Below are 25,835 nucleotides of genomic sequence, written 5' to 3' on the forward strand. Positions count from 1 at the left end.
GATCGCTCGACGCCACACTATTCGGACGCATTCGACCTACCCCACAGTGCAACGTGGGGTGCGGTCGGCAACTTCCAAGTCCCAGAGTCTACGACAAGGCCGGGAGCACTCTGCAACCGCGCCCGTCAGAGGGCCTCCGATGTCCGGGACTTGGCCGGTCTGGGACGATTCCAGCATGGCCGAACACAGCTCCGTCAGCAGGATCTCCGCCAGGATCGGCGGCATCGCCGAGTCCGCGACGCTCGCCGTGGACGCCAAGGCCAAGGCCCTCAAGGCCGCGGGGCGCCCGGTGATCGGCTTCGGCGCCGGCGAGCCGGACTTCCCGACCCCGCCGGCCATCGTCGAGGCGGCGGTGGAGGCCGCCAGGGACCCGCGCAACCACCGCTACACCCCGGCGGGAGGCCTGCCCGAGCTCCGCGAGGCGATCGCGGCCAAGACCGCCCGCGACAGCGGCTACCAGGTGGCGGCCAACCAGGTGCTGGTCACCAACGGCGGCAAGCAGGCCGTCTACCAGGCCTTCGCCACCCTGCTCGACCCGGGCGACGAGGTGCTGCTGCCCGCCCCGTACTGGACGACCTACCCCGAGTCGATCGCCCTGGCCGGAGGTGTGCCGGTGCCGGTGGTGACCGACGAGTCCACCGGGTACCTGGCCAGCGTCGAGCAGCTGGAGGCGGCACGCACCGAGCGGACGAAGGTCCTGCTCTACTGCAGCCCGTCCAACCCGACCGGGGCCGTCTACCCGCGGGAGCAGGTCGAGGCGATCGGCCGCTGGGCCGTGGAGCACGGCATCTGGGTGGTCGCCGACGAGATCTACGAGCACCTCACCTACGACGGGGCCCGGGCCGACTCGATGCCGGTCGTGGTGCCCGAGCTCGCCGACACCTGCGTCGTGGTGAACGGCGTCGCCAAGACCTACGCGATGACCGGCTGGCGGGTCGGCTGGATGGTCAGCCCGGCCGACGTGACCAAGGCCGCGGCGAACCTGCAGTCGCACCTGTCCTCGAACGTGGCGAACGTGTCCCAGCGGGCCGCCCTGGCCGCGGTCGCCGGGCCGCTGGACGCCGTCCACGAGATGCGCGAGGCCTTCGACCGGCGGCGGCGCACGATCGTCAAGCTGCTCTCGGAGATCCCCGGGGTCGAGGTGCCCACCCCGCAGGGCGCCTTCTACGCCTACCCGTCGGTCAAGGCCCTGCTCGGCAGGGAGATCCGCGGTGTCCGGGCGGAGACCAGCGTCGACCTGGCCGCCTTGGTGCTCGAGCATGCCGAGGTGGCCGTGGTGCCCGGGGAGGCCTTCGGCACCCCCGGCTACTTCCGCCTCTCCTACGCCCTCGGCGACGACGACCTCGCCACCGGCGTGACCCGCATGGGCGACCTGCTGCGCGAGGCGCGGTAGAGCCGCGCCGTCCGGGGCCGGTCAGCCGGTCGCGCCCCGGACGGTCGCCGGGTTCATGCCGTGCAGGCGGAGCAGGTTCCCGCCGAGGATCTTGCGCTTGGCCTCGTCGGTCAGCTGCGGGTAGCCGTAGCCCTCGCACAGGTCCTGCGGGATCTGGAAGTCCATGAACGCCCGCAGCGCCCACCGCGGGTGGAAGATCGGCGCCTCGCTGCCGTACACGATCTTGTCCTCGCCGCACCAGAAGAGCAGCTTGCCCAGGATCTCGGCGAACATCCGGGGTGCGCGCACCAGGAAGTTGATCGTGGCCGCGAGCGAGGCGTAGAGGTTCGGGTAGCGGATGAGCTGCCAGCACGTCTCGTCCAGGAACGGCAGCCCGACGTGGAAGATCACGAAGTTGATGTCGGGGAAGTTGGCCGCCGCGCCGTCCATGTCCCAGGTCTGGGTGTGCTCGATCGGCTGGGGTCCGAGCGGCACGCCCTTGTGCACGCCGATCAGGTTCACGCCGAGCTCCTGGGCGCGCTCGAAGACCGGGTAGGCGACCTGCGGGTCGTCCATCCGCCACGGGAAGGGCCGGCCGTAGTCGTAGCGGACGTTGTAGAACTTGAACGCCCGCGCCCCGAACTCCTCGACCTGCCGGGTCATCAGGTCCAGCGCCCTTTTGCCCTCCAGCGGGTTCACCGTGCCCCAGAAGACCGTCCGGTCGGGGTCGCTGCGGGCCAGGTCCGCGCACTCCTCCCAGGGTGAGAGCCCGTCGGCGAACAGGTCGGTCAGCGGCAGCGGCATCGCGACCAGCATGTCGGTCTCCGACTCGTCGAAGACCATCCGGTGGACCTCCTCGGGGGACCAGTCGCGGAGGAACCGGTCGGCCGGCAGGTGCTCCTCACCCTCCGGGGTGAGCGTCGTGTGGAAGGCGTAGAGGTGGTTGGCGAACAGCTGCCCGGGCGGCCCGAAGGCGTTGTCCGGAGCGAGGTTGAACGGGTGCGCGACACCGTCGAACACGAAGACGTCATCGATCACGGCAGGCCTCCCCGACGGTGGGTGGTGACGTACTGGTCGCGATCGCCCACCGCGACCGGGTCCGGCAGGAACCGGAGCCGGGCGCGCGCGGAGTCCGAGAGCCGGTCGGTCGTCCAGGGGGTGTGCCAGACGACCTCGACCTCCGCGCTGTCGACCTCGGGTAGTGCCTCCATCCGGTCCCGGACCTCACCGAGCACGGCGGCGGCGAACGGGCACCAGCCGGAGGTCAGCAGCAGCTCGACCCGGGCGTGCCGCCCCTCGACCGAGACGGAGTGCACCAGGCCCATGTCGACGACAGAGATGCCCTTGTCCCGGCAACAGGGATCGAACACCGCCGCCAGCTGGCGCAGGTACCGCTGGGGAATCGCGTCCATCCCCCGAACCTAGCGGGAATGTGCCCTAGATCACATCAGGCAGGCAGGCGAACGATCGCGACGGCCTTGCCGAGCACGGCCTTGCCCTCGAAGGTGGCGGTGACGTCGACCCGTGCGGTGCCGTCCTCGCGGACCTCGCGGATCTTGCCACTCAGCTCGACCAGAGCGCCGGTCTCGTCGTTGGGCACGACGACCGGGCGGATGAAGCGCGCACCGTACTCGAGCAGCGCGCCGGGGTCACCGAGCCAGTCGGTGACCAGCCGGCCGGCGATGGCCATGGTCAGCATGCCGTGGGCGATCACGCCGGGAAGACCCACCTCGTCGGCGGTCTTCTCGTTCCAGTGGATCGGGTTGAAGTCGAGCGCGGCCCCGGCGTAGCGGACCAGGTCGGCGCGGGTGACGCGGACCGACATGGGGGGCAGGGCGCTGCCGGCGGCGACCTCGGCCGGGCCGGTGCCGCTCACTGCTCACCCCGCACGACGAGCTGGGCCCTGGCGACGACGACGCGCTCGTCGTCATCGGTGTCCACGTCCACGCGCAGGTTCAGGAAGTCGTTCCCGGCGCGGTTCATCACGCTCTCGATGTGGGTGACGAGGGTCAGCCGGTCGCCGGCCCGCACGGGGCGCTGGTAGGCGAAGGACATGTCACCGTGCACCATGCGGCCGTAGTCGAGCCCGAGTGCCTCGTCCTCGACCAGAGCCGCGATCGAGAACTTCCCGAAGAGAAGAACGGGGAACGTCGGTGGGGCGATCACGTCCGGATACCCGGCTGCGGCGGCGGCCTCAGGGTCGCGGTAGACCGGGTTGGCGTCGCCAATGGCCTCCGCGAACTCCCTGATCTTGGCCCGGCCGACCTCGTACACCTCGGAACGCGGGTAGGCGTGCCCGGCGTACGCGGGGTCCAGCGGCACCTAGCGGGTTTCCTTGTGCAGGCGGTGCGTGCCACAGTTCGGGCAGAACTTCTTCATCTCCAAGCGGTCCGGGTCGTTGCGCCGGTTCTTCTTGGTGATGTAGTTGCGGTGCTTGCACTGCTCACACGCCAGGGTGATCTTCGGTCGCACGTCGCTGCCGGCCACGGCCTTGCCTCTCTCTCCTGCTTACGCGTAGCGGTGGCCGGACTTGAACCGGCGACACAGCGATTATGAGCCGCTTGCTCTACCGACTGAGCTACACCGCCCTACCCTGACCCTCGCGCACCGGTGCCAGGGGGCCTGCCCCCAGTATAATTGCGAGCCCCAATACGGAATCGAACCGTAGACCTTCTCCTTACCATGGAGACGCTCTGCCGACTGAGCTATTGGGGCGTGCTCGGCCTTCTCGCTTGAGCCGTGATGACTGTACACGCCCCCGATCGAGCCCGCGAAACCGGGCTCCTCGCCACCGAGGCACCCTGTCGCGGCGCCTGCTCGACGACACTGCTAGTCCATTGGCAGGAGGCCGATCAGCAGGTCGACCAGCTGCTCGCCGGTCGCCTGCCACTTGTGTTCCAGCAGGTGCCCGCTGATCTCCAGATGGGTGACGCCGTGCGCACTGCTCAGCAGCAGCCCGCCGTACTGCCGGGCCGCCCCCTGCCCGACGACCGCGGCGACGATCTCCAGGAACAGGTCCTGCGTGCGTTCCGCGGCCCGCACCACGACCGTCGGGTCCGCGGCCGGCGCCGCGAACATCAGCCGGTACAGGTGGGGCCGGGTGCGGCCGATCTCGACCATCGCCAGCAGCGCCTGCCGCAACGCCTGCTCGGGCCGGGCGGCCGGCTCGGCGACCAGCGCCTCCAGCGCGTCCCCGACCTCGCTCCACGCCTCGGTGGCGACCGCGGCCAACAGGCTCTCCTTGTCGGCGAAGTGCCGGTACGGCGCTGAGCGCGACACCCCCGCCCGCGCGCCGACCTCGCGCAGGGTCACAGCGTCCGGGCCGCCCGCGTCGAGCAGCGCGCCGGCGGCGTCGACGAGCGCACGTCGGGTCGCGGCCGCGGTCTCCACTCTGGTCACCATGCGGACAGCATAGAGTTGACAGTGTCAACCGGATCGGCCTACCTTGTTGAGATGACAACGTCAACTGAAACTGTCGCCCTCGCCGTCGTGACCGGGGCCTCGACCGGAATCGGTGCCGCCACCGCACGCGAGCTGGCGCGGCGCGGCTTCCACGTCCTCGCCGGGGTGCGCCGGGACGCGGACGCTGAGGCGCTGCGTGCCGAGCGCATCGAACCCGTCCGGCTCGACGTCACCTCCGAGGCCGACGTCGCCGCGCTTGCCGAACGGGTCGCCGGCGACCCCGGGCGCCGCCCGCTGCGCGCGCTGGTCAACAACGCCGGCATCGCGGTCAACGCCCCGGTCGAGGCGCTGCCGGTGGCGCAGTGGCGCCGGCAGTTCGAGGTCAACGTGTTCGGTCAGATCGCGACGACCCAGGCGCTGCTGCCGGCGTTGCTCGCCAGCTCCGGCAGGGTGGTCAACATCAGCTCGATCGGCGGCCGGGTCGCCCTGCCCGCCTACGGCGCCTACGCCGGCTCGAAGTTCGCGCTCGAGGCCGTGAGCGACGCCCTCCGGCGGGAGGTGGCCGGGCTCGGCGTCACTGTCGTCGTGGTCGAACCGGGGGCCGTGGTGACCGAGATGGCGGGGCGAGGTGTCGCCACCGCCGAGAGCCTCGCCGCCGCGATGACCGGCGAGCAGCACCAGCGGTACGACGCGCTCATGGGCGCCGTCACCAACCAGGCCAGGTCCTGGGCCAGGGACGGCGTGCCGGCCGAGCAGGCGGCGCGAGTGGTCGCCGAGGCCGTCACCAGCCCTCGTCCGCGCACCCGGTACACCGTCGGCCGCGACGCGGCGATCCTCGCCCGCCTCGCCCGCCTGCTCCCCGACCGGCTCCTCGACCGGGTGGTGCACCGCTCGCTGCGGCCGCACTACGCAGCCCGGCGACCGGTCACGAGACCAGCGTGAGCACCGTCTCGTCGCGCAGGCCGCGGGCCCGGGTGGTCCTGGCCTGCAGCCACGCCTCGAGCCGCTCCTCGGACAGCGGCCGGGAGATCAGATAGCCCTGCGCCACGTCACAGCCCATCTCGGCGAGCTGGTCGCGGGCGGCGTCCTCCTCGACGCCCTCCGCGACCACGACGAGGCCAAGGGAGTGGCCGAGCTCGACGATCGAACGCACGACGGCCAGGTCGCCCAGGTCGCTGCCCATGCCGAAGACGAAGCTCTTGTCGATCTTCACCTCGTCCACCGGCAGCTGCCGCAGGTAGGCGAGCGAGGAGTAGCCGGTGCCGAAGTCGTCGACGGCCAGCACCACGCCGAGGGTGTGCAGTGCCCGCAGCACCGGCAGGGCGCGCGCCGGGTCGGCCATCACGACGGACTCCCCGAGCTCGAGCGTGAGCAGCTCGGCCGGCACGCCGTACCGCTCCAACGAAGCCTGCACCTGGTCGGGGAAGTGCTCGTTGTTCAGGCTGCGCACGGACAGGTTGACCGCCACACCGATCCGCAGGCCCTGGTCCAACCACTTGCGGATTCGGGCCAACGCCTTGTCCAGCACGAAGTCGGTCAGCACGTCGACCAGCCCGGCGGCCTCCACTGCGGGCACGAACTCGTCGGGGGCGAGTCGGCCGAACTCCGGGTGCACCCAGCGCACGAGCGCCTCGACACCGAGCACCTCGCGGCGCGGCAGCGCGACCTTCGGCTGGTAGTGCACGCTGACCTGGCCGTCCTCGAGCGACTGGCGGAACTGGGTGACCAGCTGGAAGCGGCGGAGGAAGATCTGCCCCATGCTCGGCACGTAGGACTTGGCCTTCTCCCCGCTCGCGCGCGCCGACCGCAGGGCGACGTCGGCCCGCTTGAGCAGCTCGTCGACGTCGGGCTCGCCGACCGCGCCGTCGCGGGGCGCCCCCGCGGCGTCGGAGAACATCACGCCGTCGACGACAACCGACGAGGAGTAGCCGACGACCGCGCCGGCCTCGACGGTCAGCCGGTCGACCGAGTAGGGCGTGGACAGGCTGGCCGACAACCGTTCGGCGACCTCCTGCGCCCGGTCGAGGTCGGCGTCGACGAGCAGCGCGGCGAACGCCCCGCCCTCGAGCCGGGCGAGCGGGGTCTCCACGCCGAGCACGTCACGCAGGCGCCGGCCCGCGGCGATCGTGATCCGGTCGATCCAGGCAAAGCCGAGGGCGTCGCTGACCGCGGACTGCACCTCGAGGTCGATCCGCATCATCACCGCCCCGGGCCGGTCGGCCAGCAGCTGGGTGGCGAGCTGGCGGAAGCCGGGTCGGTTGTGCAGGCCGGTCAGCGGGTCGTGGTAGGCGTCGTGGCGCAGGGTGGCGAGCAGCCGCCGGTTGTCCAGCGCCGTCGCGAGGTGGCTGGCCGTCGTGCCGATCATGCGCAGGTCGGCCTGGCCGAAGCCGCGCCAGCGGGACAGCTTGTCGTGCGCCTCGACGACGCCGAGCAGGTGGCTCGCGCTGCGCAGCGGCACGACCAGCGCCTCCTGGGCACCGCGCCGCATCAGCGCCTGCCGGATCTCGGGCAGCGCGTCGATCCGGCGGAAGTGGCGCACGTGCGAGCCGGGCAGCCGCAGGAGCGCGTCCGCGCGACCGCCGGCGGGCTCGACGTCGACGACCTCCTCGGGCAGCTCGTCGCCGGCGACGACCGTCTTCATCGGCGCCTGTGGGTCGACCCGCAGCCGCAGCACGACGCGGGCCGCGCCGAGCTGGTCCCGGATGCGCTGGGCGACGCCGAGCCAGTCGTCGACCTTGATCGAGTTCGCCGTGTCCTGGCCGGTCGCCGGCCGAGCCGCCGCCCGCCGGCCCGAGCGGGCGACGATCAGGCTGACCTCGGACAACGCCTCGAGGTCCCGCTGCTCGCGGAGCAGGCCCGAGTAGGCGAAGTAGAGCGCCGAGACGCCGCCGAGCAGCGGCAGCACCAGCGGCCAGCCGTGCTCGACGTGGGTGACGACCTCGTAGCCGACGACGCCGACCGAGGCGTTGACCAGCCCGAGGACCAGCGTCCGCGAGACGAGCTTCGTGGCGGCGCCCAGCCGCATCCGCCGGCCGAGGACGTACACCGCGGCCAGGGCGAGCAGCGTGCTGGCGACCGGCGCGCTGAGGGCGCCGGCGAACACCGCGAACCACGGTGGGCCACCGCCCTGGACGACACCGCCGACCACGGTGAGGACGGTGAAGGCGGTGGAGATCTCGAGGATCTCGGCGCCGGTGTTGTAGAGGAGGCGGTCCTGGACGCGCCGGACGAGCAGGGTGCCGACGCCGGCGACCAGGTGCGCGGCGAGCACGACCTGGAACGGCGCGACGAACAACCCGATGGCCAGCGGGATCTCGGTGAACGAGATCGTCCAGGACACCCCGCCCCGGACGTCGATGTTGACCGAGAGCTGCTCGACGACGAGGAAGGCGAGGACGAGCAGGAGGCCGGTGCCGATGAGGTCGGCGGAGGGGGTGAGCGGGAGCCAGAACGAGACGAGCACCGCGGCCGCGATGCCGGTGAGGAGGATGAGCACCGAGAACGCGCGGAACCGCCGGTCGACCGCGGGGTCCGGGTACACGTCCGGGATGCGCTCGTGAGCCGCCGATGCCTGGTCGGGCATGCACTCTCCTCGGCCGTCGCACAGTGACGGCGCCCCGAGCGGGCACCTCACGGTCGCGCTACTGTACCCCCTCGGAGCAAGGAATCCGACTGTGCTATTAGGACATCCGGCACGAGGCGGGCCCGCCGACCCGCCTCGAACGGTCGCGACGTGAGGGTGATCACCCCTTCAGTCGGAGGTCCCGGGCCGGTCGGTCCACTCGGTCCCGGTCCCGGTCGGGGGTTCGACCCGGACTGTCCGATCTCGTCCCCGCCGACGGCCGGCGAGCAGCGCCAACGCGCCGAGCGCCAGCAGCGCGACCGCGACGGAGAACGTGCCGAGCGCCGGCACCCCGGTGGAGGCGAGGCCCGGTGCGAGGGAGCCCTGCGGGGTGGTGCCCGGGCCGCCCGGGCCTCCCTCGTCCGACGAGGACTCGACGACCGCCACCCGCGCGGACGCGAGGTCGTTGTCCGGGTTGTCGTCGGGCTCGCCGTCGGCCAGGGTTACCCGCATCTCGATCGTCGAGGCCGTACTCGGCCGGGTCCCGGAGGCGGTCACGGCGATCGGCGTCGCGCGGTCGCCCGGGTCCAGGGCCTGTTCGGTTTCGCAGAAGACCGCCTGGTCACCGCTGTCGACGTCGTCGACATCGTCGGCGAAGACGCGACAGGTCCAGCCCTCCGCGGTCACCTCTCCGACGACCAGGCCGCCGTCGAGCACGAGGAGCACCATCGCGCCGACCACCGGTTGGGTGCCCTTGTTGGTCGTCCTCCCGGTGACCGTGAACCGGTCGTCCACGCCGACCCTGGCCGGGTCCGCCGTGATCGCGGCCGAGAGGTCACGGAGCAGGCCGAGCAGGCCGGCGTCAATCTCGTCGAGATGGGTGATGTCGTCGCCGGTGACCTCGATCGTGATCGGCATGTCGACCGTGCCGTCCTCGTCGAAGTCCGAGTCGACGGGTTCGGGGCCGGCGTGGACCCGGCTCAGCGAGGCCGGCTCGGGCAGGGTGATCACCAGGTCGTAGGTTCCGACCCGCAGGTTGCCGAACCGGTACCTGCCCTCGGCGTCGGTCTTCGTGGTCCGGTCGTCCTCGACGCCGCTGAGGTCGACCAGCGTCAGGGTGACCCCGGGCACGCCGGGCTCGCCGGCGTCCTGCACGCCGTTCTCGTCGAGGTCGGACCAGACGAAGTCACCGACCGAGCCCAGCTCCTCGCCGAAGTCGATGCAGTCGTGGTCGCCGACGCCGACGTCGACCGGGAGGACGTTGGGCGTCGTCGAGCCGTAGCCGGCGGGCTGGGTCTCGTACACCCGGTACTCCCCGGCGGGCATCGTGGGGAACTCGTAGTACCCGTAGTAGTTCGTGATCCGGACGAACAGGACGTTGTCTTCGGCGTCGGTGAGGGTCACGGTCACGCCCTCGATGCCGCCCTCACCCTCGTCGAGCTGGCCGTTGGCGTCGGTGTCGAGGTAGACGTAGCCCTCGATCAGGCTGCCCAGCTCGGCGAACAGGTACCCGCTCCCGGTGCCGCCCACGGGGACGACGATGCCGGTGACGGAGTCGGGGTCGACAGGGGTGCCGCCGAGGGTGCCGGCGCTGTCCTCGCCGTCCTGGTAGGCCTCTGGCTGGGTCTCGGTCAGCGTGAAGGTGCCGCCGGGCAGCCCGGCCAGCTCGAACTCGCCGTCCGAGGTGGTCACGGCGGTTCTGGTGACAGGATTGCCGTCGAGATCGGTACCGGTCAGGGTGACGGTGACGCCGCCGATGCCCGGCTCGGCCGTGCTGTCGGCGTTCGGCTCGCCGTTCTTGTCGCGGTCGAAGAAGACGGTCCCGGACAGCGTCGCGGCGATGTCGACGAAGACATGTCCGGTCGAGCTCTCCCCCGCGGCGAGCACGATGTCGCCGATGACGTTGGGGTTGACCACGGAGCCCTCGTCGCCCGCGATCGCGCCGACGTCGGTGAAGGCGGTTCCGGAGGCCTGGGTGAGGGTGTAGCTGCCCGGGCGGACGTCGGCGAAGGCGAAGCCGCCGCTGGCGTCGGTGGTGGTGGTCCGGTTGACCGCGCCGAGGTCATCGGTGCCGGTTAGCGTCACCTCGACGCCGGGGATCGGATCGCCGTCCGGAGTCCGGACGGTTCCGGCGATGCCGTTGGGCAGGACGTCGCCGAAGAGGTAGCCGGTGCCGGCGGTTCCGGTGAGCACGATGCCGGACACCGAGTCCGGCGGGGCGAGGGCTCCGCCACGGGTGCCGACGCGGTCCTGGCCGTCCAGGTAGCCGGTGGGTTGGATCTCGGTGAGCGTGTAGGTGCCCGGCGGCAGGACGTCGAAGGTGTAGTCGCCGTTGGTGTCGGTGGTGGTCGTGAGGGTGGTCGGCCCGGTGAGGGTGAGGGTGACCGCGGGGATGCCGGTCTCGCCAGGGTCGGTCACGCCGTTGCCGTTGTCGTCGGCGAAGACCTGGCCGGACAGGGCGGAGGTGCCGCGTTCGGTGAAGTCGTTCCCGGCGCTGACCGCGTTCGGGGCGAGGACCACGGTGAACGAGCTGGGCGTCAGTGCCGTCGCCCCGGGGCCGGCGACGAACTCCCCCTCCGCGAACCCGGAGGGCTGGGTCTCGGTGACCGTGAAGGTGCCCGGGCCGAGGGAGGTGAAGGAGTAGCGGCCGGCGCTGTCGGTGTTGGTGGTGGCGACGGCGTCCCCGCTGACCGCGACGGGCACGCCGACGACCGGGCTGTCACCGGGGTCGAGGACGCCGTTGGCGTTGCGGTCGTTGTAGACGGTCCCGGAGATCGTCTCGCCGGCAGCCTGCCTCGGCGCTGACGTGGCGGCGGAAGCCGCTCCCGCTCGCTCGACCGCGTGGGCGACGGACAGGCCACTCACGCAGATCGAGGCGGCCAGAACCGAGGCCAGCAGGGGGCGGGACAGGGATCCGGCCATGGGTCTCCTCGAATGAGACGGATAACCCTCACCGTGGTGCCCCCGCCCCGACCCCGCACAGTGGAACCACCGCCTTCACCGAATCGTGTTCGGCGCGATCTCTGTCCTGTCTGGACTATACAGTGTCCAATGCAGATTCCCGTGCGCTTTCCCGACCTGCTTGCTTTGGTTCTCGTGCTACCGTCGATTTCGGTCGTGTCGGCACGGCCCCGGACGAGCGCGTCGTACCCGGTCAGGCGAAGACGGCGCAGTGATGCACCTTCATTGCTGCCGAGGAGTCGTCATGGCGTGGTTGGCGCTTGTCCTGTCCGGTCTGTTCGAGGCGGTGTGGGCCGCGGCGCTCAGCGCGTCACGCGGACTTTCCCGGTTGGGGCCGAGTGTCGTGTTCGGCGTCGCCCTGGTCATCAGCATGGGCGGGCTGGGTTTCGCGCTCCGAAGCGTCCCGGTCGGGACGGGCTACGCGGTCTGGGTGGGGATCGGCGCGATCACCACCGCGCTCTACGGCATGGTCGCCCTGCACGAGCCGGCGTCGGTGGGGCGGATCGTGTGCCTGGTGCTGATCGTCGCGGGTGTCGTCGGACTGAAGGTGTTCCAGTGACCGCGGGGCTCCCCGTGCGAACGTGGCGCCGTCCAGGGCGAGGGTGCCTCTGACCTCGGTGCGGTCGAACCGGGCGTCCTCGCGGAAGTGGGCACCCTCGAACCCGGCGCCCCCGCCGAACCGCGTCCCGCTGAACCGAGCGGCCCGAACGAATTCGGCCCGCTCGAACCGCGCCCGCTGAGCGAGAACCGCCCCGCCGAACCCGGCGTCGCCCCCGAAGACGGCCTTGCCGAAGTCGGCGTCCCCCCGGAGCTCCGCCCGGCCGAACCAGGCCACCCGCGCGAACCTGACCTTCGCGAACTCGGCCTCCCGCGCGAACACGGTCCTTCCGAACTGGGCGTCCCCGTCGAACGTCGCCCCGCCGATCCGGGCGTCCCCGCGGAACTCGGCGGCGCCGAACCGCGCGACGCCGCCGAAGGAGGCTCCTCGAAACCGCGCCTCCCGTCCGAAGACGGCCTTGCTGAACCGAGCGGCACCACCGAACCCGACGCCGCCGAACCCCGCGAGACCGTCGAACGTCACCTCGCCGAACCGCGCGACGCCCGCGAACTTCGCGCCGCCGAACCGGGCGTCCCCACCGAACCGCGCCCCGCCGAACTCCGCGTCGCCGCCGACCACGATGCCGCCGAACTCGACGTCACCCCCGAACTCGACACCGCCGAAGTCGACGTCACCGACGAACTCGGCACCTCCGAACGCCACGGTGTGGCGGAACTCGGCACCCCCGAAGCGGGCGGCACCACCGAACACGGCCTCGCCGAACTCCGCCTCGCCGGTGAACTCGGCGCCCCCGAAGTCGACGTCGCCGTCGAAGGTCGCCCTTCCGAACCGCGCCACACCCCTGACCAGCGCGCTCGACATCCGGACGTCCTCGAAGCGGCACCCCTCGAAGTCGGGCGCGTCCAACACCGTCCCTGACAGGTCGAGCACGAGCCCCGCCCAGTACCCGTCGCCCGGCGCACCGACCCGCGAGTGGCTGGCGAGGATCCGCTGAACCGCGACCCGGACCTCCCGCTCCTGAACCCACTCATCCTGGCCAGCCCCCGGCAGCGTGAACGGCATCCGGAGGTAGGCACACAGCAGGTTGACGATCGTCTGCCGCTGCCCCGGGTTGTCCTGCGCGACCCGCTCGAGTGCGAACAACCCCGCGAGCCGCACCGGCGCCCTGTCCGACCCGAGCTGGTCGGCGGCCTTCGTGTAGAGGTCGGTGATCCTTCGCTCCGCCGCATCCCTCTCGGTCGAGGCGGCGACCCGCTCCTGCTGAGCGAGCGCGTCCTCCGTCGACCGCTGCCGCCGCCACGCGAGATACAGCGCGACGACGCCCCCACTACCCACCCCGACGCTGAGCCCGATCCGCAACGCGTCGAACCGCGCCGTCACCAGGTCCCGCCCGGACAACCCGCTGGTGCCCGGCCACCACAGCAACACCACCACGACGGCCGTGAGGACCACGACTCCCGCGGCGGTCGCGACCAGCGCCCTGCCGGACAGGCGCTTGCTCGACGGTGGACGGGCTCCAGGTTCGACCACGACGTGATCATTACCCATCCCGCTCACGCTGTCACCGATCCGGGGCCTCTCTCCACTGCGCCCTCGGCTCTCCCGTCTCACGCTGCTTGCTGTGTTTTGGCGCTACTCCTCGGCAGAGGGGACGCCCCGGATGATCCGTGTCCCCGGCGCCAGGGGTGTCACCAGCCGCGGGTGGTGCAGCCGTTCTTCCCGGTACAGCACTATCCGGTCGCCGAACTCCCTCGACACGTCCGCCTCGAGCGTCCCCTCGACCACCGTGACTCCGACCGCCACCCGGTTGTGGCGGGGGTCGATTGACCAGGACGTGCGCGTCCCGGCGGTCCGGGAGACCCAGTGCTCGCTGGTCGTGAACTCCACCATTACCGCCCGCAGCTCAGCGGTGCTGTACGGCACCTCGTGCACCACGACGTTCACCGCGTTCCGCGCCCCGGAGTCAACACGGATCGCATTGCGAATTTTTTCCAGCGCGGAATCCTTGGCGTGATCCACCACATTGACGTGCAGCAGGTCCGCGTCTTCGTCGAAGTAAACGCCGCCGAACGCGTCGTCGTCGCCCTCGACCACATTCACGAGCTCATCGACGGTGGACACGTCGTCCTGCCGCAGAATGACTGGATAGTGGTACACGCCTACTCCAGCTCTCGACCAAGTCGAAAAATTTTACCGGACAGAGTCAACAGATGCAAGAGACTTTCGAGACCTGGCGGCGAGCCGCAAAAATTCACCCATCCGGAGGTATCGCCCGCTCCTGAGAGTTGCCAGAGTGGCGTTCGCGCAGACCGTGCGTCTGCAGCACTGGGGAAGCAATGTTATTGGGGGATAACATGCGAAGAGTTAATCGTCGTGCTCTTCTTCTGTCTCTCGGAATGCTCGTTCCATTGTCGTCATTGGGGACGCCCGCCATGGGCGAACCGGCCTCCGCGACCTCCGTCGCGGACGTGGCCCTCCAGCGACTGGTCGAAGAGCACCCGCGGGACTTCGGCGGTCTGTACCTGGACCTGCCCAGCGGCACGGCGCATGTCAACGTCGTGGGTGAGGCCACGTCCGCACCCGTCGAACGGGCTCGCGAGATCGAGCAGGTGACGACCCGGTCCCTCGGCAGGTCCGCCGGCGGTCTGGACGTGCGGGTGCACGAGGTGAAGCACAGCCTGGCCGACCTGCAGGCCGTGGCGAGCCGGATCAAGGTCGCGCAGCCGTGGGCCGAGGTCACCGAAGGCCTGCTCACTTCCTGGGCGGTCGACCCGATCACGAACAGCGTGCGCGTCGGGCTCACCACGATCACTCCGGAGGTCCGCGCCGCCGCGCGAGGCGCGTTCGGCGACACGGTCACGCTGTTCGCCGAGGAGCGGTTGCAGGCGATGACGAAGGTCACGCCGCTGCCCGAGGGCGCCAGGGTCCCAGTCGACGTCTCGAGAGACGCCAAGGCGGTGACGCCGGCCGAGAGGTCGCGCCTGCCGGGACCACCGCTGATCGACTTCGCGCCCTACGTCGGGGGTGACCGCATGTGGCGGCTCGTCCGACAGGAGACCGCCGTCATGCAGTGCACGGCCGGGTTCATGTGGCACAACGGCGGCACCGTCTACTCGATGTCCTCTGCCGGTCACTGCGGCCGGGTGAACTACCCGTGGACGCAGGGGTACTTCGACCAGGCGGCGAACACGTTGTACGAGACCGGCCCGATGGGCACCCCGTATGTCTCCGCGCACGTGGGCAACGGCGGCGTCGACGCGATGCTCATGGACAACGGCGAGTGGATTCCCTACATCTGGGAGAACACCTTCGGCGGGAGCCACAACCTGACACCGGTCACGTACCTGCACAACGCGATCGTGGGGCAGCGAGTGTGCTTCAACGGCTCGTTCACCATGACCAAGTGTTCCGGAACGGTGCGGAACAGCGACGCCTGCTACGAGATCCTCGACACCAACCCGGACACCGGGCAGTCCTACACGGTGATCAGCTGCAACCTGGTCAGGGTGGAGTCCCCCGAGCGGATCGTCCAGTGGGGTGACAGCGGAGGCCCCGTGTTCTACGGCGACCCCCGCGACGGCGGCGTGGGGGCCACCGGAATCATCAGCGCGGGCAACTCCGCCGGAACCGTCGGGTTCTACGCGAACCGCAATGGGATCCGGAGCCACTTCGCGGGCGACTTCGCCCGGGCGAACCAGGTCGGAGCGCCAAGCAAGACCGGCTGACCGAGCTGCCACTTCCTGAGGAAACAGCTGTCCTCTCTTGGCCGTTGCCGAGAGAGGACAGCTGTTCACGTCTCTGACCAGGTGCCCAGGGCGGCCATGGCGGCGTCGATGAGGGTGGAGTCGATCGGAGCGCGCTCGATGGTGCTGCGGTAGTACATCGGTCCGATGGCCATGGCTGCCGCCTCCCGGCTGGGGAGCGTGAGGACGATCTCGCCACGTGCTTGGGCGTCGTCGAGGGCGGCCGCGAGTCGGTCGGTGAGGATGCCGGCGAACCGCGCACGCCGGGCGTCCATGGTCTCGTCCCACAGGGCGGCGTTGGCCAACGTCGTGGACACGGCCCGGACGTCGTCGAGCTCGAGCTGGCTGGCGATCGCGGTCAGTTCTCGTCGTAGCCAGTCCTGGGTGGGCGCGGTCGGTTTGTCGAGGAACGGCATCGGGACGGTGGCCATGGCCTCGAGGAGGAGAGGTTCGGTCTGGGGCCAGTGGCGATAGACCGTCGCGCGTCCCACTCCCGCGCGTTCGGCGACCTGTGCGTGCGTCACCGCGGTGGGGCCGCTGCCCAGCAGCAGCTCACGGGCGGCGTTCAGGATCGCTTCTCGGCTTCGCAGGAATCGGGGGTCTGTCTCGCTGGGCACGCCGCCATTCTATGAGACAACTTGACTCGTAGCGAGGTCCGTGTGCATCCTGGAGATATGAGACATGATGTATCACAGAAGAGGGTGGCGGTCCTCGGCGCGACAGGCGCCACCGGACGCCAGGTGGTGTCCGAGGCTCTCCGGCGCGGACACAATGTGGTTGCGCTGGTCCGCCGGCCGGGGACGTTCGCGCCGAGGGAACGCCTCAACGAGGTGACCTGGACCGAGGTCACCGACGTCTCGGCCCTCACGCGTGCCGTGACGGGCACGGACGTGGTGATCAGCGCGCTGGGCGGAGCGGACAGGGGGCCCACGACGGTCTGCACCGACGGCATCCGGTCCGCGGTCACCGCGATGACGGCGGCCGGCGTGTCCCGCCTGATCGCCGTCAGCGCGCACGGCGTGCTGGAGACGCGCGACAGGTCGCTGTACTCCCTGGCGGTGTGGGCGAACGTGGCCGAGCGGATGCGCGACAAGGAGACGATGGAGCCGCTCATCACCGCCTCCGGTCTGACCTGGACGATCGTGCGGCCACCGAAGCTGTCCGGCCACAAGGCGATCGGGAAGTACCGGGCGGGGACTGACCTGCCGATTCGTCTGTGGAGCTCCGTCGGACGAGCCGATCTCGCCGCGTTCCTGGTCGACGAGGCCGAGAGCCCGCGGTACGTCCACGCCCACCCGCGGATCACCCGATGAACGGCAACGTCCCCGAGCTGACGGGGAAAGTCGCCGTCGTCACCGGCGCGACCGGCGGCATGGGCCAGATCATCGCCGCCGATCTCGTCCAGGCGGGTGCGCGAGTGATTACCGTTGTCCGCAACCCCGCTCGCGTGGACGCTCTCCGCGCACGCGTCGGCGCACGGGCGGCGGACCGGCTCGACGTCATCACCGGAGACCTGTCCCAGCGCGCCGACGTCATAGCGGCCGCGAAGACCATTGTGGACCGTCACGACCAGATCCACATCCTGATCAACAACGCCGGCGCGCACTTCTCCGAACACCGCCTCACGGCCGACGGCATCGAGATGCACATCGCCCTCGACTACCTAGCCGCCCATGGCCTCCTAACTCTGCTGGGCAAGCCACTGCGACGCGGCCGGGCCCGCGTGGTGAACGTCGCCAGCGACACCCTCAACGACACCCGGCAGATCAAGCTCGCCGGCAGACCCCGTCCGGCGACCCTCGACCTGAGTGGGATCACCGATCTCGCGGAACTCAATCCCGCCGCCGGCTTCGCGCCGTTCGAGGCCTACGCCCGCGCCAAGCTCATGACGGTCACCGCCGGCTACGCCCTCGCCCGCGACCTCGCCGCCGACGGGGTGACCATCAACGCCCTGCACCCGGGGATCGTCGCCACCAACATCATCGACGACCTCGTGCCCCCACTGCTGCGTCCCGTGCGGCCCCTCATCCGCCGGGCCATGCTCACCCCCGCCGAAGGAGCGAAAAGCGCGACGCGCCTTGCGACCGATCCCGAGGTCGCCGGTGTCACAGGGCGGTACTTCCGCCGGGACAGGGAATCAAGCACTCCCCCGGTGTCCCACGACCTCAGCACGCAGCGGAGACTCCTCGCCCTGAGCCAGACCCACTGGTCGAGCCCGGCGTGACCGAACGACGCGGAGATGGGCGTCTCGGTCTCGTCCGCTTGAACAGCACCAATCGCCCAAGAAATCGGCTAACAGGATCGCTCGAGGCGACTTGCGCCTGGAGCTCCCAATGCGCGGCGTCCGGCCAAAGCTTCCGGCTTCCTGTCCGATCCCGAGGCCGCGGTGCACATCGGCATTGCCAAAAGCAGGTGGCGCCAGCAACTCGCGGGGCATCGGCCGGCGCCCTCGCCGTGGAGATGGTGACCCGTTCCCTGCCGACGACGAGCCACCGGAACAATAGCGAAGCTCCTTTCGCGACGCTCAGCGACTAATCGGTGGCAACAAGATCGACAGCGCGATGCTCCAAGTTCGCAAGGCGCTCAAAGAAGTCACGGCGTCCAGTAGCTGGAGCTAACCGAGCAGCAGAAGGGCAAATGACCGTCCCGCCGACTAGCACCTGGGCATGGATCCCCTCGGCACTGGAAGGCCAGGCCGGCGGTACATTGCACGAGGACGCGGGCATCTGCGCCGAGGCGCAGTATGGAACGGCTGGAGACGAGGATGGTCGATGTGACAGAATCGTGCCAGACTGTAGCCACGATCGATGGTCGGGTGCCGTAGGGGACTCTGCACTGGGGCAAGGGATGTGATGGCGCTCGCGAGCCTGTACGCGGATGCATTTACTCGGGCGCAGTTGGGACCTTCCGGGCTGGTGGAGGTCAGCCGGAACTTGTGGGCGCGGCAGTGCCAGACCTGCGGAGAAGAGTTAGGCGAGGAAACGCCCGCACTGGTGGTATTTGAACAGCCCGAGGTTATCGAAGCCACCCTCCACCATCCACGGTGCTGTCCACCCCAATGGACACATCTTCCCCAGCCGCTGAAAGCATCGCCGACGACCGACAGCATCCGGATTGTGGGGCTCCCACAACCCCTGGGCGGCATGTTGCCGGTGTTGTTGATCAATCCCGCACTCGAGCGCGTTGGGCTGCGTTGCGATCCACAGTTGGGATGGTCGACAACCACTATCGACATCTGGACGGCCCAGGGGCTGAGCCCGCCTGATTCGGAGGGCGAGGTCGAATTCACGGCACGGGCCAGCCGTGTGGACGCCTGGCACGTCGACGGCGACCTGGTCGTGCGTGCGGGAACGACGCTCTGGACGCTGTCCGTCAGAGATGAGCGCCCCGAGATCACTGACGCGCTGGCTGAGCTGGGTGGTGTCGCTGTTCTGGTCTCCACTGCGCTCGACCCAGCAGCTCTCGTTGACCTGTTGCCGGTGAATCGCGTGGTGACCACAGGCGACGCTGCCTGTGGCTTCGCCCCGTTCAACACCACTGATCCCGTACCTCGCGGCAACGATCCGCGCTACGCACAGGGCCTGTTCCGCAGCAAGCAGGAAGATGAGATACCGGTTCAGCCCTACCAAGGCCCCAGCTACGACGTCACGACTGGCGGATTCAGCTTCGGCCAGGATGCCTATGGGAACCACGGTCACTGGTGGCTGCATGCCCCGGAGGGACCACTGCGCAATGGCTTGGTGGCCGGACCTCCCGAGTGCGGCAAGACCAACTCGCTAAGACTGGTGGCAGTAGAGGCCGCCGCCTCTGGACGTATCGTGCCGATGCTCGCCGACCCCCAGGACCGCAACGGTCATGCGGAGGGTATCGGGATGCACCTACCTCCCGAGCAGTTTGCCAATGATGTCGCCGGCACCGTCGACCTGCTACACCGGTTGTCCAGCATGATCGAGCATCGCCAAGGCGGCGAAGGGTTCACCACGCCCACTGAGGAGGAGCCAGGCGTCCTGTTGTTACTGGAAGACGCGCACACGATCTTCAACGATCCTGTACTGGCCGAACTAGGCGAACGGATCGCGACAGTCGGTCCGTCGGTGTGCATAGCGATGGTGGTGACTACTGAAACGATCAGTCAGGAGGCGTTCGGTGGGCACAGCAGGCTCATCGTCGCTCTCGCCGAGCACAATGCACAGCTGTTCTCCGAACAGGTGTTTGCACAGCTACGCATCTACCGCAGCCGTACCTGAGGGTCCGCACGGGTGGCTGGCGGTTTCGGTTAGCGACTCACGGATTCCTGAAGATGTCATGCGTGCCGACACGACGCCAGTACACGTGGGTTTCACCCTGGCGTCGCTCGTCGCCGTATTCGAACGTAGCGCGGCCATCTTCTGCCCAGGACATCTCCCAGACTCCTTGGACGGACCTCACTCGCTTTACGCGCAGATGCGGTGGAAACTGTCGGGTATTGACCGCCTCGATGAACACCTTGAGTGCACGCTTCCACTGCGTGTATTGCTCCTGCGTAAGCTTCGCAACATCACGTTCGAACCGAGGGTGGGTCTCGAACGTCGGCATCACGAGGAACCGTGAAGCTCATCCATCCGAGCCAGGAAGTCGTCACCTGACTCGTATACCGTCGTCTCGCCAGCCGCACGCGCACGGGTGGCTTCGCGCTCTCCCTCCTGCCACTCCTCAGTCCAGAACCATTTCTGATCAGCTGGGATTGTGGTCATCCCGCGGAGCACTACGTTCCCGTCCTCTAGGACGGTGAAAGTCACCTCATCGCCTTCCTCGATGTGCAGCACGCGTCGAACCTCGGCAGGCAGCGTCAGTTGACTCTTGCCCCGCACCTGGGCGCGACCCACCACAGTCCCCTCGTCCCCCGTGTCCTGCGGCGTCATGTCCCAACCCTCCTCAGCCCCTGGTCGGAGCGCCTCTACCCCATCATGACGGGCGTGGTAAGAAATTCCAACTTTCAGAGGCGCATACCACACCGGCAGTGATGAACTGGCCGAAGTTGGACACGCAGCGTAACAGGAGCCGGCTTGTTCAGCGGCTGTCTATCCAGCGGTACCTGTCAACGTGGAGCCGGGTAGGGCGGTCCCGGCTGCGCGGCTCCAGTCAAATACGTGCTGGTCAGTGCGCCTCAACACGACTTGTTCGGCCCATGCGCGCGCCTCGGGCTCGGTGGCAAAGCCGTCACCACTGATGCGGGAGAGCACCGCTAGAAGCTTCCAACCATCCTCGTGCTGCCGGACGAAATAGAACCGCGCTGCCAACGGGTCGAGCAGATACCAGGCGGCCGGATCCTCCTCAACTGGGCGCCACTCCACCGGCCACTGCGGCGTCTCGGCGAACAACTGCTCCGTGGCCCAGTCGAAGGCCCCAGATTCGCTCAACGCGTGGTCGGTGATCGCCAGTACCTGCGCGATAGAGGCGTGCCGTTCACCCCAGTGCAACAGGTAGGACGTCACCGAGTCCGGCACGGTCACCGTGTCCAGTGGCTGACGGTCCTCCGTGCCGGCTAGCGGAATCCAGCCGAACAGTAATTCACCCGAGAGGATCAAGGCGAACAGTTGGTCGTACTGGGTCAGCTCGTCTGGATTGATCGCCGTGGTCACGCCCACGATCAGCCCTCCGAGCTCATGGATTCGGTCTTGCACCTCCCGGGTGGCAGTGCCGGTCCAGGCGTCGGCCCATCCCTCGAGCTGCACCGTGACCTGCGCCCGATGTATGTGGGCTTGCGCCCCGGCGATGGGGGCGTCGACGATGAAGTCCTGCCGGGGCGTGCGCAGCCCCAGCCGTCGGAGATGGGGCACCGTGGCTATGTCCCAGCCCGTCTCGGTTGCCGCCAGCGGGACCTGCTCAAGGAACGGATTCACCACCATCAGCGGCCGATCATCACGCTCGCCCGGCGAGCGGGCCCCAAACAGCATCAACGTGTTCGTCTTCCACGACACCTGCCCCGCCCCGGCGAGAAGTGGTTGTTTCGACCACTCCGGCACCTGGCACGCCCTGTGATGCAAGGTCGCCGACGCGAACACCAGAAGGTCCGCCACATGCAACGCTGGCCGTTCCGACCCCAATGGTCGTCCACATGTCTGGCAATCCACCGGCCACAGGTTGTTCAACACCCGTTCGAGTACATGCGGGCCAAGCGAATTTCTCGTGGTGTCATCCACCTCGAACTGCCTCAGAACCGGCGGCGCCTCAGCCGGTGCTGCCGTCCGGCCCGCTCGCTTACGACGCCATCGTGCGCGCTTACCCTTCCCCACCCGTGCGCAACTCCCTCAACATCCGCAACCAAGACATTCATTTCCTTGGGTAATGATGCCTGGATTCCTCGTGTACGTCTAAGCCACTTGAACCGCATCCAGGAGATGGGCAGGTAGCAGCAGCCCCAAGTGACCGAAGAGGGTCCACCCCATGATCGGTGTTTCCGGCGTTGTTGGTCAGTAGGTCTCGGCCCCTGTGGAGTCGTGAGTTACACCCGTCAGACAGCACCAAGGTCTATCTCCTCGGAGCAGGCGTCACATGCGTCCCACCGAGCTGTCCAGTGGAGTGGCCCACAAATGGCCCTCGACGACCGCAACCCTCCGGCGTCAGCCGAACAGAGCCGGACAACGGCGAACGGCCCGCCAACCTGGTTTGCGCAGGTGACGGGCCGTTTCGGCATGTGGTGGCGGGTGCAGGGTTCGAACCTGCGTAGCTTGCGCGACAGATTTACAGTCTGCTCCCTTTGACCGCTCGGGCAACCCGCCGGGAGTGACCGGCCGCGACCGGTCGGGCGAAACCATACCCAACGGTCCCGGGGCGGGGCCAACCGGATACTCCCTCGGGCTCTGACCGGCGGCGGTACCATCCGGCGGGGGGATCCAGCTGGCGAGGTGGAGGTGCGTTTCCGGTGGCGGACCCGTCGTTCGACGTGGTGAGCAAGGTGGACCGGCAGGAGGTTGACAACGCGCTCAACCAGGCGGCCAAGGAACTGTCGACCCGCTTCGACTTCCGGGGGACGGGTGCCTCAGTGAAGTGGGCCGGCGAGGAGGCCGTCACCATCGAGGCCGAGACCGAGGAGCGGTGCCGCGCCGCCATCGACGTCTTCAAGGACAAGCTGGTCAAGCGGCAGATCTCGCTCAAGGCGTTCGACGTGGGCGAGCCCGCCTCCTCGGGCAAGGTCTACAAGGTCACCGGCAGCATCGTGCAGGGCATCTCCTCGGAGAAGGCCAAGCAGATCGCCAAGAAGATCCGGGACGAGGCCCCGAAGGGCGTCCAGGCGCAGATCCAGGGCGACCAGCTCCGCGTCTCCGGCAAGAAGAAGGACCACCTGCAGGACGTCATCACCCTGCTCAAGAACTCCGACTTCGGCATCGCGCTCCAGTTCACGAACTACCGCTGACCTGCACCTTGAGTGCGGGTCGCATGGGTGAGCGCACTCGGGACCGGGACGGCTAACGTGTGCGAGTCCCCACGAAGTCGAGCGAACGGCGCAGCTGGCGCCGGGTTGGAAGGCCGATGAAGGGCATCATCCTCGCGGGTGGGAGCGGCACCCGGTTGCATCCGATCACCCAAGCGGTGTCGAAGCAGTTACTGCCCGTGTACGACAAGCCGATGATCTACTACCCGATGTCCGTGCTCATGCTGGCCGGCATCCGGGAGATCCTGGTCATCTCCACGCCGACCGACCTGCCCAACTTCCAGCGGCTGCTCGGTGACGGCAGCCAGTTCGGCATCTCGCTCAGCTACGCCGAGCAGCCCCAGCCCAACGGCCTGGCCGAGGCGTTCATCATCGGCGAGGACTTCATCGGCGACGACGACGTCGCGCTCGTGCTCGGCGACAACATCTTCTTCGGCGCCGACTTCTCCAGCGTCATGCAGGAGTACGTCAACGGCATGGACGGTGCCGTCCTCTTCGGCTACCCGGTCAAGGACCCGCAGCGCTACGGCGTCGGCGAGGTGGACGCGGACGGCAGGCTCATCTCGATCGAGGAGAAGCCGGCCAAGCCGAAGTCCAACCGCGCGATCACCGGGCTCTACTTCTACGACAACGAGGTGGTCAAGATCTCCAAGTCGCTCGAGCCGTCGGCGCGCGGCGAGCTGGAGATCACCGACGTCAACCTGCACTACCTGCGCCAGGGCCGCGCCCGGCTGCTCGACCTGGGGCGCGGGTTCGCCTGGCTGGACACCGGCACGCACGACTCGCTCCTCGAGGCCGGCCAGTTCGTGCAGGTGCTGGAGCATCGGACCGGTGTGCGGATCGCCTGCCTCGAGGAGATCGCACTCGACCGCGGCTTCATCGACGCCGACCAGTGCTACGAGCTGGGCCGCAAGCTGGCCAAGTCGGGCTACGGCGACTATGTGATGTCGATCGCCCGGGCGGCCGGCGCCACGGGTTAGAGCCCGCGGCGGGCCATTTCCTCGAGCCGGCTGATGCGGTCGGCGATCGGCGGGTGCGTGGAGAACAGCCGGGCCGCGCGCTCGCCGGGCCGGAACGGGTTGGCGATCATCAGGTGTGACTGCGACACGACCCGCGGCTCCGGCGCCAGCGGCGCCAGCCGGGTGCCGTATTCGAGCTTGCGCAGCGCCGAGGCCAGGCCGATCGGGTCGCCGGTGAGCTCCGCACCGGACGCGTCGGCCTGGTACTCGCGCGACCTGCTCACCGCCATCTGGATGATGCCGGCCGCGATCGGCCCGAGCAGCGCCAGCAGGAGCAGCGCGATCGGGTTCGGCCGCTCCTCGTCCGAGCCGCCGAACACGCCCGCGAACATCGCCAGGTTGGCCAGCACGCTCACCACGCTGGCCAGCGCGCCGGCGACGCAGGAGATCAGGATGTCGCGGTTGTAGACGTGCGACAGCTCGTGACCGAGCACCGCCCGCAGCTCGCGCCGGTCGAGCAGCTCCAGGATGCCGGTAGTGCAGCAGACGGCGGCGTTGCGCGGGTTGCGGCCCGTGGCGAACGCGTTCGGGGCCTGCGTGGGGCTGACGAAGAGCCGGGGCATCGGCTGGCGAGCCGCCGTGGCCAGCTCACGCACTATGTTGTACATCTCGGGCTGCTCGGCCTGCGACACCGGGCGGGCACGCATGGCGCGTAGGGCCAGCTTGTCGGAGTTGAAGTAGGCGTACCCGTTCATCAGCAGCGCGATCGCCAGACCGATGAACAGCGCGGTCTGCCCGAAACGCGAGCTGATCAGGACGATCAGCGCGCTCATACCGCCGAGCAGCAACGCGGTCTTCAGTCCGTTGTAGTGCTTGTGCACCTCAGGCGCCTCCGTGAACTCTCGTGACTTGTCACGAACTCCCTTGTGTAGAACGTCGTTCCGAGCCACCGAGTTCCGATTCGTACCGATTGCGCAGGTCAGCTGCCTACCTCTCCGCGGCGCCAGTACGTCGTCGGCCGGACCGCGCGCCGGTCGAATCCCCGCTGGTCGAGCAGGTGCGCGCGGAGCGCGACCATTGCGGACCGCTCCCCCGCGAGCCAGGCGTCGACCCGGCCGGTGGGCAGCTCCGCGGCCGCGACGGCGTCGGTGAGGGAGCCCCCGGCACCGCGGTGCACCCAGGTCACCGGGGCACGGAGGGGCTGCTCCTCGGCGGCGTCCTCGACCTCGACGAACACCCTGGCGTCGGCGGTGGGCGGGAGCGCGTCGAGGATCGCGGCGATGGCGGGCAGGGCGGTCTCGTCGCCGGCGAGGAGGTGCCAGTCGGCGCTCGGGTCGGGCTGGTAGGCCGGCGACGGGCCGACGAAGATCAGCTGGTCGCCCGGGGTGGCGTGCTTGGCCCAGTCACAGGCCGGCCCGGCGGCGTCGTGCAGCACGAAGTCGAAGTCGATCTCGTGAGCGACGGGGTCGTGCCGGCGGATGGTGTATGTCCTGGTCAGCGGGCGGACGGTGGACCACCTGGCACGTGCCGCCTCGAGCGTCGCCGGGAGCTCGACGCCGTCCGGGTAGAAGTACAGCATCACGTTCTGGTCGGTACCGGCGCTCACGAACCCGGCGAGCTCCTCGCCGCCGACCGTGATCCGGGCGAGCCGCGGCGTCACCCGCTCGACCCGGCGGACGGGGGCCCGCCAGAGCGCCGTCTCCTGACGACGGGAACGCCTGGGCGCAGTGTTGGTACTCATCCCGGTCATCATCGCACCCGGTCCGCCGAGCACAGCGGCGCCGGACAGCGCTCCAGGCCATGGGGTCGATCGCCACCGGCCGATGAGTTTCGGCGGCGGCGGTGGTCCAACGTACGGACGAC

Annotated in this window: 24 protein-coding genes, 3 tRNA genes, 1 pseudogene and 1 riboswitch; of the genes and pseudogenes, 9 read left to right on the forward strand and 19 right to left on the reverse strand. The window is 69.2% G+C overall.

Features of this window, described 5'->3' with window-relative positions; all coding sequences use genetic code 11:
* Positions 1-175 precede the first annotated feature (175 nt).
* On the forward strand, positions 176-1,393 hold the full coding sequence (locus tag BU204_RS16755; protein ID WP_075126608.1) for a pyridoxal phosphate-dependent aminotransferase: 1,218 nt from the start codon (positions 176-178) through the stop codon (positions 1,391-1,393).
* A 21-nt stretch (positions 1,394-1,414) separates the two neighbouring features.
* Here BU204_RS16755 and BU204_RS16760 read toward each other — a convergent pair whose 3' ends face one another.
* The 8 genes from BU204_RS16760 to BU204_RS16795 all read right to left on the reverse strand — a co-directional run bounded on the left by BU204_RS16760 (position 1,415) and on the right by BU204_RS16795 (position 4,774).
* On the reverse strand, positions 1,415-2,410 hold the full coding sequence (locus tag BU204_RS16760) for an amidohydrolase family protein (protein ID WP_075126609.1): 996 nt from the start codon (positions 2,408-2,410) through the stop codon (positions 1,415-1,417).
* Entirely contained in the window at positions 2,407-2,784 is a 378-nt protein-coding gene (locus tag BU204_RS16765; RefSeq protein ID WP_075126610.1) for a metal-sulfur cluster assembly factor, read from the reverse strand. Before BU204_RS16765 ends, BU204_RS16760 begins: the two co-directional genes overlap by 4 nt.
* A 35-nt stretch (positions 2,785-2,819) precedes the next feature.
* Entirely contained in the window at positions 2,820-3,197 is a 378-nt protein-coding gene (locus BU204_RS16770) for a MaoC/PaaZ C-terminal domain-containing protein (RefSeq protein ID WP_143229545.1), read from the reverse strand.
* A gap of 47 nt (positions 3,198-3,244) precedes the next feature.
* A complete protein-coding gene (locus BU204_RS16775) occupies positions 3,245-3,694 on the reverse strand; it encodes a MaoC family dehydratase N-terminal domain-containing protein (RefSeq protein ID WP_075126612.1) in 450 nt (149 codons plus the stop codon).
* On the reverse strand, positions 3,695-3,859 hold the full coding sequence (gene rpmG, locus BU204_RS16780; RefSeq protein ID WP_075126613.1) for a 50S ribosomal protein L33: 165 nt from the start codon (positions 3,857-3,859) through the stop codon (positions 3,695-3,697). It abuts the gene before it with no gap.
* Positions 3,860-3,887: 28 nt separating this feature from the next.
* Positions 3,888-3,960: transfer RNA gene (locus BU204_RS16785), tRNA-Met, on the reverse strand.
* Between the two features lie 54 nt (positions 3,961-4,014).
* Positions 4,015-4,087 (reverse strand) — tRNA-Thr (locus tag BU204_RS16790).
* Between the two features lie 114 nt (positions 4,088-4,201).
* Positions 4,202-4,774, reverse strand: a complete 573-nt coding sequence (locus BU204_RS16795) for a TetR/AcrR family transcriptional regulator (RefSeq protein WP_075126614.1) — start codon at positions 4,772-4,774, stop codon at positions 4,202-4,204.
* Between the two features lie 51 nt (positions 4,775-4,825).
* Here BU204_RS16795 and BU204_RS16800 point away from each other — a divergent pair, with 51 nt between their 5' ends.
* On the forward strand, positions 4,826-5,716 hold the full coding sequence (locus BU204_RS16800; protein ID WP_075126615.1) for an SDR family NAD(P)-dependent oxidoreductase: 891 nt from the start codon (positions 4,826-4,828) through the stop codon (positions 5,714-5,716).
* Here the strand turns inward: BU204_RS16800 and BU204_RS16805 are convergent.
* Positions 5,700-8,357, reverse strand: coding sequence for a putative bifunctional diguanylate cyclase/phosphodiesterase (locus BU204_RS16805; protein ID WP_075126616.1), 2,658 nt, complete (start codon positions 8,355-8,357; stop codon positions 5,700-5,702). The genes BU204_RS16800 and BU204_RS16805 overlap by 17 nt on opposite strands.
* 168 nt (positions 8,358-8,525) lie before the next feature.
* Positions 8,526-11,258, reverse strand: a complete 2,733-nt coding sequence (locus BU204_RS16810; RefSeq protein ID WP_075126617.1) for an SdrD B-like domain-containing protein — start codon at positions 11,256-11,258, stop codon at positions 8,526-8,528.
* Positions 11,259-11,446: 188 nt separating this feature from the next.
* Positions 11,447-11,510, forward strand: a riboswitch (guanidine-III (ykkC-III) riboswitch).
* Positions 11,511-11,541: 31 nt separating this feature from the next.
* Here BU204_RS16810 and BU204_RS41300 point away from each other — a divergent pair.
* Positions 11,542-11,856 carry a DMT family transporter gene (locus tag BU204_RS41300; RefSeq protein WP_075126618.1) on the forward strand — a complete coding sequence of 105 codons (315 nt, stop codon included), beginning with the start codon at positions 11,542-11,544 and terminating at the stop codon, positions 11,854-11,856.
* A 132-nt stretch (positions 11,857-11,988) separates the two neighbouring features.
* Here BU204_RS41300 and BU204_RS41305 read toward each other — a convergent pair.
* Positions 11,989-13,404: pseudogene (locus BU204_RS41305) on the reverse strand (pentapeptide repeat-containing protein); the annotation flags it as partial.
* An 84-nt stretch (positions 13,405-13,488) separates the two neighbouring features.
* Positions 13,489-14,013 (reverse strand): hypothetical protein, encoded by a 525-nt coding sequence (locus BU204_RS16830; RefSeq protein ID WP_075126619.1) that lies wholly within the window; start codon positions 14,011-14,013, stop codon positions 13,489-13,491.
* Between the two features lie 275 nt (positions 14,014-14,288).
* Between BU204_RS16830 and BU204_RS16835 the strand changes: the two genes are divergently transcribed.
* Positions 14,289-15,581 (forward strand): alpha-lytic protease prodomain-containing protein, encoded by a 1,293-nt coding sequence (locus BU204_RS16835; RefSeq protein ID WP_075126620.1) that lies wholly within the window; start codon positions 14,289-14,291, stop codon positions 15,579-15,581.
* A gap of 65 nt (positions 15,582-15,646) precedes the next feature.
* Here BU204_RS16835 and BU204_RS16840 read toward each other — a convergent pair whose 3' ends face one another.
* Positions 15,647-16,216, reverse strand: a complete 570-nt coding sequence (locus tag BU204_RS16840; protein WP_083661376.1) for a TetR/AcrR family transcriptional regulator — start codon at positions 16,214-16,216, stop codon at positions 15,647-15,649.
* Positions 16,217-16,273: 57 nt separating this feature from the next.
* On the opposite strand from BU204_RS16840, the gene BU204_RS16845 reads away from it, so the two are divergent.
* The 3 genes from BU204_RS16845 (at position 16,274) to BU204_RS16855 (ending at position 19,846) form a co-directional block, all read left to right on the forward strand.
* Positions 16,274-16,912, forward strand: a complete 639-nt coding sequence (locus tag BU204_RS16845; protein WP_075126621.1) for an NAD(P)-dependent oxidoreductase — start codon at positions 16,274-16,276, stop codon at positions 16,910-16,912.
* Positions 16,909-17,823, forward strand: coding sequence for an SDR family NAD(P)-dependent oxidoreductase (locus BU204_RS16850; protein ID WP_075126622.1), 915 nt, complete (start codon positions 16,909-16,911; stop codon positions 17,821-17,823). The genes BU204_RS16845 and BU204_RS16850 overlap by 4 nt, the downstream gene beginning before the upstream one ends.
* 628 nt (positions 17,824-18,451) lie before the next feature.
* Complete coding sequence (locus BU204_RS16855) at positions 18,452-19,846, forward strand: hypothetical protein (protein WP_143229544.1); 1,395 nt, start codon at positions 18,452-18,454, stop codon at positions 19,844-19,846.
* 37 nt (positions 19,847-19,883) lie between these two features.
* Here BU204_RS16855 and BU204_RS16860 read toward each other — a convergent pair whose 3' ends face one another.
* The 4 genes from BU204_RS16860 to BU204_RS16875 form a co-directional block, all read right to left on the reverse strand.
* A complete protein-coding gene (locus BU204_RS16860; protein ID WP_075126656.1) occupies positions 19,884-20,174 on the reverse strand; it encodes a hypothetical protein in 291 nt (96 codons plus the stop codon).
* Entirely contained in the window at positions 20,174-20,500 is a 327-nt protein-coding gene (locus BU204_RS16865) for an AbrB/MazE/SpoVT family DNA-binding domain-containing protein (protein ID WP_198942895.1), read from the reverse strand. Before BU204_RS16865 ends, BU204_RS16860 begins: the two co-directional genes overlap by 1 nt.
* A 159-nt stretch (positions 20,501-20,659) precedes the next feature.
* On the reverse strand, positions 20,660-21,658 hold the full coding sequence (locus BU204_RS16870) for a hypothetical protein (protein ID WP_075126624.1): 999 nt from the start codon (positions 21,656-21,658) through the stop codon (positions 20,660-20,662).
* Positions 21,659-22,276: 618 nt separating this feature from the next.
* Positions 22,277-22,360: transfer RNA gene (locus tag BU204_RS16875), tRNA-Tyr, on the reverse strand.
* 143 nt (positions 22,361-22,503) lie between these two features.
* Between BU204_RS16875 and BU204_RS16880 the strand changes: the two genes are divergently transcribed.
* Together BU204_RS16880 and rfbA are read left to right on the forward strand one after the other, a co-directional pair.
* Positions 22,504-22,995 (forward strand): YajQ family cyclic di-GMP-binding protein, encoded by a 492-nt coding sequence (locus BU204_RS16880; protein WP_075126625.1) that lies wholly within the window; start codon positions 22,504-22,506, stop codon positions 22,993-22,995.
* 116 nt (positions 22,996-23,111) lie between these two features.
* Positions 23,112-23,993, forward strand: coding sequence for a glucose-1-phosphate thymidylyltransferase RfbA (gene rfbA, locus BU204_RS16885; protein WP_075126626.1), 882 nt, complete (start codon positions 23,112-23,114; stop codon positions 23,991-23,993).
* Here the strand turns inward: rfbA and htpX are convergent.
* Both htpX and BU204_RS16895 read right to left on the reverse strand, forming a co-directional pair.
* Positions 23,990-24,853: a zinc metalloprotease HtpX gene (gene htpX / locus BU204_RS16890; protein WP_075126627.1), complete on the reverse strand. Its 864-nt coding sequence runs from the start codon at positions 24,851-24,853 to the stop codon at positions 23,990-23,992. The two genes, rfbA and htpX, sit on opposite strands and share 4 nt — an antisense overlap.
* 98 nt (positions 24,854-24,951) lie before the next feature.
* The gene (locus BU204_RS16895) at positions 24,952-25,713 is read right to left on the reverse strand and encodes a siderophore-interacting protein (RefSeq protein ID WP_075126658.1); all 762 of its coding nucleotides are present in this window, start codon (positions 25,711-25,713) and stop codon (positions 24,952-24,954) included.
* Positions 25,714-25,835 lie beyond the last annotated feature (122 nt).

Source organism: Actinophytocola xanthii (assembly GCF_001921205.1).
GTDB classification, from domain to species: Bacteria; Actinomycetota; Actinomycetes; order Mycobacteriales; family Pseudonocardiaceae; genus Actinophytocola; species Actinophytocola xanthii.

Coding starts and splice junctions, on each gene's coding strand:
- BU204_RS16755 (WP_075126608.1), top strand. CDS start 176: ATGGCCGAACACAGCTCCGTCAGCAGGATCTCCGCCAGGATCGGCGGC.
- BU204_RS16765 (WP_075126610.1), bottom strand. CDS start 2,784: ATGGACGCGATTCCCCAGCGGTACCTGCGCCAGCTGGCGGCGGTGTTC.
- BU204_RS16770 (WP_143229545.1), bottom strand. CDS start 3,197: ATGTCGGTCCGCGTCACCCGCGCCGACCTGGTCCGCTACGCCGGGGCC.
- BU204_RS16795 (WP_075126614.1), bottom strand. CDS start 4,774: ATGGTGACCAGAGTGGAGACCGCGGCCGCGACCCGACGTGCGCTCGTC.
- BU204_RS16800 (WP_075126615.1), top strand. CDS start 4,826: ATGACAACGTCAACTGAAACTGTCGCCCTCGCCGTCGTGACCGGGGCC.
- BU204_RS16805 (WP_075126616.1), bottom strand. CDS start 8,357: ATGCCCGACCAGGCATCGGCGGCTCACGAGCGCATCCCGGACGTGTAC.
- BU204_RS16810 (WP_075126617.1), bottom strand. CDS start 11,258: ATGGCCGGATCCCTGTCCCGCCCCCTGCTGGCCTCGGTTCTGGCCGCC.
- BU204_RS41300 (WP_075126618.1), top strand. CDS start 11,542: ATGGCGTGGTTGGCGCTTGTCCTGTCCGGTCTGTTCGAGGCGGTGTGG.
- BU204_RS16835 (WP_075126620.1), top strand. CDS start 14,289: ATGGGCGAACCGGCCTCCGCGACCTCCGTCGCGGACGTGGCCCTCCAG.
- BU204_RS16845 (WP_075126621.1), top strand. CDS start 16,274: ATGAGACATGATGTATCACAGAAGAGGGTGGCGGTCCTCGGCGCGACA.
- BU204_RS16850 (WP_075126622.1), top strand. CDS start 16,909: ATGAACGGCAACGTCCCCGAGCTGACGGGGAAAGTCGCCGTCGTCACC.
- BU204_RS16855 (WP_143229544.1), top strand. CDS start 18,452: ATGGCGCTCGCGAGCCTGTACGCGGATGCATTTACTCGGGCGCAGTTG.
- BU204_RS16860 (WP_075126656.1), bottom strand. CDS start 20,174: ATGCCGACGTTCGAGACCCACCCTCGGTTCGAACGTGATGTTGCGAAG.
- BU204_RS16865 (WP_198942895.1), bottom strand. CDS start 20,500: ATGACGCCGCAGGACACGGGGGACGAGGGGACTGTGGTGGGTCGCGCC.
- rfbA (WP_075126626.1), top strand. CDS start 23,112: ATGAAGGGCATCATCCTCGCGGGTGGGAGCGGCACCCGGTTGCATCCG.
- BU204_RS16895 (WP_075126658.1), bottom strand. CDS start 25,713: ATGAGTACCAACACTGCGCCCAGGCGTTCCCGTCGTCAGGAGACGGCG.